This is a genomic window from Microbacterium sp. 67-17 (genome assembly GCF_001898325.1).
Classification (GTDB): domain Bacteria; phylum Actinomycetota; class Actinomycetes; order Actinomycetales; family Microbacteriaceae; genus Microbacterium; species Microbacterium schleiferi.
Genome location: NZ_MKTR01000031.1, coordinates 1 through 6,096 on the forward strand (window position 1 = coordinate 1; position 6,096 = coordinate 6,096).

Below are 6,096 nucleotides of genomic sequence, written 5' to 3' on the forward strand. Positions count from 1 at the left end.
AGGCCCTTGTCTTAAGATGAATGTTTGCTTTATGTTGATCGCGAATCTGTTTGTTTGTTGCTGTACTGTTGTAAGCGTTCCGTGTTGTGTCTGTCTGTTCTTGTTGTTTCTGCCTGTTATGTTACTGTCTGTATAAGCCCTACTGTATTCTTTCGCGTTACGTTGTGTCATTAACCGTTGTCGTCTGCCGTCGAACCGGCCGTTGGAGCTCCGCTCGGCACAACACCGTATTCTTTTCCGCCGCTAACTTGTTTCCACACTTGTGTGAATGTTTGTTTTTGTATTCCCTAGCCTTCTTGCTGTTCATATCTCTCGAGAAGCGGCGCGCCCCGCTCGGACCGTGACCGGCGCCGCTCGCCACACTGGCGACGCGTTGTAGCTGAGTTCGACTTGGCGCTCCCACCATGACACCGCCGCAAACGTGTGCGCTGTCTCTGAGCTCCCAGGTGTACGTGGTACCCGACTCGAGCCCCCACCTATTCCGTCCCCCACCAAATAACGAGACAGACGCGCGTGTCCCGCGTTTAAGCGACAACGTTCCCAACCACCCACCCCGGCAGTCGCCACTATGTCCTTGACTCTTCGGACCAAACAATGTAATTCTTTCATGAGTACCCCTTCCAACCAAGCACCCGTCTCTCTCCGGGCTCGCCGCATTGTCGGCGCGCCCTACGCGCTCCGCCAGCGCCGTGACCCCCGTGTAGATGTCATTGTCCCCGCCGCCTCCCCAACCGCGGCCGGTCCCAGGGCACTGCCTCCGACAACATCTCCACCGGTGGGTTCCCCGCCGCCGCGCTCCGCCAGCGCCGCGGCCCCTCCTGCTGCGGCGGCCCCACGCCGCAGCGCCCGCGTTGCCGACCGCGACTTTGTGGAGTTGGTAGACGCCTCCGCCGCTGCGCCCTCGCTAGCAGCCGCGGCCGCCGTCCCCGCCGCAAGGCGCGCCCCGCCCGCGCAACGCCCCCCTCCCGCGATCCGCCATCGCGCTCTCCCTGCGATCCGCCATCGCGCCCCGCTTGCCACTCTCCCCTCTTCTGGCCTTCAGTCCGCCGCCCGTGCCGCCGCCTCAGGCGCTAACAGCGAGACTGAGAGCGACCCCGATCCCGCGCCGCCGCCAAACACCTGGCGGCGCGCGGTCAGGGCCGCCCGAAGCGCGCGCGCGGCCGACGACTCCGAGACCGAGCCTGAGTCCGACCCTACTACAGTGTCCGATTCTGAGACCCCCTCCGACTCAGAGACCCCGTCCGATTCTGAGACGGCGTCGAACACCGAGTTCGTGTCTGACGCCGTGCGCGTGCGCGCCCCCGCACCGCAAGCCCCGCCACGTGCGGCACACACCCGCACCCCCGAGCCCGCGCCTCCACCGCCGCCCCCGCCGCCCGCCGCAGCCACTGTCATCCACTTGGTGTCTGCCCCACTGGCTCCGGCCGCCGCAGCGCCGGCTCCCCACGCGTCTCTGCCTCTGTACCGGCCCCGGCCGCTGTACACCCCCGCCACGAGCGAGACCGCGAGTGACTCTGACCCGAGCGATGCACACCCCGACACTTGGTCGGTCCCTGCCTCGCCCGCCGCAGTGCGCTCACCACTACTACAGACCCGCTCTCCCTTAAGCACTCCGTCCAACACCGGGTCGTCTGCCGACAGCTCGCCCGCGCCTCGTTCGCGCCGGCTGGCGCGCGACGACGGCGACGCCGAGATTAAGGTCGAAGAGCCCGCGGCGCCCGCCGACGCAGCAGCCTCCAATGCTGCTGCCGAGGCCGGCTCCCCGACCCCGCGGCTTCCAGCCCCTCGCCTCACCCAGCGCGATCGCGCAGCGGCCACAGAGCCCGTTCCCGAGCACACAGTCTCCTGCTGTGTGTACCGGCCGGAGCTTGATTCCGCTGTGCTCGACCACTGGTTGTGCCAAGCGTTCCGTTACCTGGCCGCTGAAGCGACGCTGAAGCTCCACCTGGCTGTGATCAAGAAGATTCCCAAGTATTGGCGGATCCATATTCGATCGTGTGTCCCCAGGTACACCGTTATCAACATTCTCTACTGCCTGTTTTTCCAACGCCTGTACGTTCTGCCTGACGTCGCTGACTTCGGCGCTGCTGACGTGCGCGACCCCGCCGCCCGGGCCAAAGTTGCCGTCCTCGCCGCCCAAGCGGTAAAGATGGCCGTGCCTGGTCGCCGGCAGACCGCCGCGCAGTTCCTCGCGACGTTGCTGAGTACAGCGCAACCCATGCCCCCACTCGTATCATTTGGTCCCCACCCTCTCCGGCCGCGCGAGCCGCCGGTGCCGCCGCAGCTGCCGCCTCAGCCTCCGCGGCCGCAGCTGCTACAGCGGCAACAACCCTCGCAGCCTGTCCAGCCGCTCGCGCGCTCCGTCGCGCGTGGCGTGTCTGCGCCGCCCGAGCTGCGCATATTCTCTCTGAACTGCAACGCGCTCTTCAACAAGAAGATTTACGTCGAGAGTTTCATGCGTGCGCACAAGGCCGACATCGTGCTGCTCCAAGAGACCGTGTGGAAGCGAGACTACCTTTACTGGCCTGGCTATGACGTGTTGCTTGCACCGCCCGACGACGACGTCGGCGTGCAGGCGCGCGGGCTGGCCGTGATGTGTCGGTCCGGCATCGGGCTGACGGCAACACGCGTGCGTGCTGTCGCTAAACATATGCTCGTGACCGAGGTCGCGATGCGGACTGTCACTGGCGCAGTGCACCGTATTGCTGTGGCCAGCGTGTACGTGCCGCCTGCGATTCGCGGGTCGGCCCTCACTGCTGTGTGCGACGAGCTGCTGCTGCTGGCGGGCAACCGCCGGTTCGCGGCAGTACTGGCCGGCGGGGACTTCAACACTCGTCCTCAGCCGCTGTCCAACCGTCTCACCGCCAAGAACACCGGCATGATGCGCGTAACAGGCACTGCGCCTACTCGACGTAAGCGCGGTCGCCTCGACTCGTGCATCGACCACTTTGTCGCCACGCAAGGCTTGTCCAACGGCTTTAGCGTGCGCGAGCTCCCCCGCCTTGAGTGGGACAAGAGCGACCACAATCCCGTCTCGATTGCCGTGACGGTACCGGAGCGCATCTCCGCGCCCCGCGTGCCAGACAAGATCGATGGCTCCAGGCTGCTGGCCGACAGCGGCCTGCTCATCACTCCTCTCTGTAGTGCTGTGGCCAGTGACGATGTGTGGCTTGACTTGCTGCGCGACCTCGATGACGCACTCGCGCGCGCTGACCCTTCGGCAGCCCCTGACTTTGGGCTTGCGATCAGCCGCGCCGCGTTTGAGGCAGCCTCGCGCCTCGGCCTCGTGCGCACCGCGCCCGAGCGCTCGGGCAAGATCAAGACCTGGCTCTCCAAGTTCACCAACGAAGCCTTCAAACTCCGTCACAGTCTTTTGTCGCGTAACCGCTTCGCGGTCCTCGCTGACTTGACTGATGACACTGAGGGTGACGCCGGTGCACAAGTGGTCAACACCGATAACAACAACAACAGTCCCGCCCATCCTCCTGCTGACAACGCAGTCGCAGTGCGTACCGCCGAAGCGGCCGCTGCACCTGTTTCGTTGAAGGCGGAGGAAGTGGCGCCCGATGACAACATCGCCGCTGCCGCGGCGGTGGCTGCACTTCAATCCCCTGCTAACAACAACGACAGTGTCGGCGATGCCGCCGCGCGCCCCGCGCGTGTGCCCGCTCCCGCTGCTGCACGTGCTGCTGGCCCCGCAGCCGCTGCTTGCGCAGTCCGTCTTGTCTCGGCGCCCCGTGGCGTTGGTAGGACTGCAGCTCTCGTGCAAGAGTCCCCCGGACGCAGCGCAGCATCACCTGCGCGCTCCGGAGCAGTACCGCACGAACAGCTCCCCCCCTCCGTCCCCGACCAGCCCGTGCGGGCGCTCACTCCAGAGCGCCGGCCGCTGCGAAACTCACTTGCTGCCGCAACTTTGGCGCATGATGAGCGTACCAGCGACACGCCCCCGGTTGCGTTCGGCCTCGCCGCTGCTAAAGAGCGCGAGGAGAGCCCGCCAACCACAGTCGCCGCGTCCCGCAGCGAGCACTGTGCAACGGCCGCGGCTCCACGACGCAGCGCCCGCCTCACCGGCAATGAGCATGGCGTTAAACAACCCCACCCCCCTCTGCACGTACCAACACACTCTGTGCCTGTCTCCGCACCGCTTGTACGCCCAGTACACCCGGTTTCCCGAGCACCGCCTCTCCCTCCCGCGTCTGTAACGAGTCCTGAGCCTTCCTATATACTGCTCAGCGATTGGAAGCAACGCCTACGGAGCGGGCGCAAGTGTCTGTTGCCCGCAGCGAGCCTGCGCTCGCCCCCCTCGGCGCCAGTACCCACGGCAGCGCCGAGCGCGAGCGCGGAGTCGGTCTCGCTGCGCGGTCCACGGCCGGCACCCTTGCCCCCGGCCCCGGATACGCTTGCTGGCAGTCGTCCGCCCTCTCCACAGTCTATTAGCTCTACGTCTCCCCGTACGCTCGCCCGCGCCACGGCTGCGGCTGCTGCTGCCGCCGCCGTCGGCGCATGGGATACGCCGCGCGTCGCCACCCCCCCACCGGTGCGCCGCTCGTCGCGTTTGAGCGCCCTTCTGCCCGTAGCTGCGGATCCCGTCGCTGTTAATGTTGCGCCAGGCCAGCCACTCTCTGTCCTGTCTGCGCCCGCAGCGACCGTCACTGCGACGTGTGTTGCGCCGCCACACCGTGGTGGTAGCGCTTCCGTTGCGTGTCCTGTGACAGCGCCGGCAGCCGCTGACTCTAGCAACCCCCCCAATGCTGGAGCTGCAGCTGCTGCTGGCCCTCCCCTCTCTGCCGGGTGTCCTCAGCGCGCGCGTCCGCACTTGCATGTGCAGATGCTGCGCCGGCTGAAAGCCCAACTCTTGCTATCGTCTCGGCCGCCTGCAGGCGCGCCGCTGCACAGTAACCGCCCCGAGGCGCTCAGGCGCGCCGACGACGCGGGTGCAGCCGGTGCCGCTGTCGCAGCGCCCGCCGAGCCGAAACCTTCCGCTGCCGTTGCGGGAGCACGTGCGCTGCGCGCCCAAGCGCGTCGCGCCACAGTGTATGGACGATCCATAAAGGACACTGTGTACCGGGCTCTTGCCGCAGCGCCGTTCTACGCCGCACTGCCCCGCCAAAGCGCGCCTCTTGCTTCTCCACAACAGCAAGTGTGCAACGCCGCGGCGCCGGGTGTGCGCGCGGGAGACGGTCTTCACGATCTCGACCAAGTTTCCCCACATGACGCCGCGCCCGACGGCGCCGCCATGCCACCGCTGCAGCACGACCACGCGCAGCGCGAGCTGAAGCGGCGCAAGAAAAAGAAGACGGCCTGCGTGGAGTGGGACCAGCTGCGCAACCTGCTCCCTGAGGAGGCCAAGCACTGGTGTTCTGCACTGTGGCGCGAGCGATTGCACTTGATTGGCTTCCCGACTGCGGAGGACATTCAGCAGGAGCCCAAGCCCGACTTCACCGGCCACAATACCGCGCTGTTAGAAGTTGTGAACGACCTTGTCGAGCGAGGCATCAAGGCTGATGCGCACAGGTACCAGGAGCGCCGTGCTGAGACTCTGCTGAGGCTCACGCGCGGCTCTGGTGGCGACGCGCGTCGGTCGTGGCGCTTCCTACAAACATACACATCGAGTGGCAACGCCAAGAAGTCTGGCTCCCTCGTGCTGTACTGTTCCCGAGACCAAGAGTTAAAGTCTGACCCGCGCGACGCTGCGGGTGTGTGGGGCCGCCACGTCGGGGGCCTCGCCAAGGACCAAACTGGCCATTCTGTGAACGCGCGCCCGTTTTGGCGTGCGGCTTTTCCGCAGGTGTTGCCGGGCACTCCGACGTCTTGGGGTGACGCCGATGAGCAGTGCAATGCTCTCATGAACAGCGACCTCACGCGTGACGAGGTCCTGGCCGCCATCAAGCTCTTGCCTAACAACAAGGCTTCCGGTGGCGATGGCGTCCCGGGTGAGTTACTGCGCGCGTCTTCCATCTTTAGCACGGACGCAGACGGTAACGAAATTCCCTCTCCTCTCTTCGATGTCATTTTTAAGACCATGTCGTACTACTGGCAGTGCGGCATCATCCCCGAGAGCTGGTGCAACGCAGTTGTTGTGCCAGTGCCGAAGAA

Annotated in this window: 2 pseudogenes; both read left to right on the plus strand. The window is 65.9% G+C overall.

From position 1 onward, the window contains the following. Positions 1-2,218 precede the first annotated feature (2,218 nt). Positions 2,219-2,983: pseudogene (locus BGO47_RS15135) on the plus strand (endonuclease/exonuclease/phosphatase family protein); the annotation flags it as partial. A 1,845-nt stretch (positions 2,984-4,828) separates the two neighbouring features. Beyond that, a pseudogene (locus BGO47_RS12760) lies at positions 4,829-6,096 on the plus strand (hypothetical protein); the annotation flags it as partial.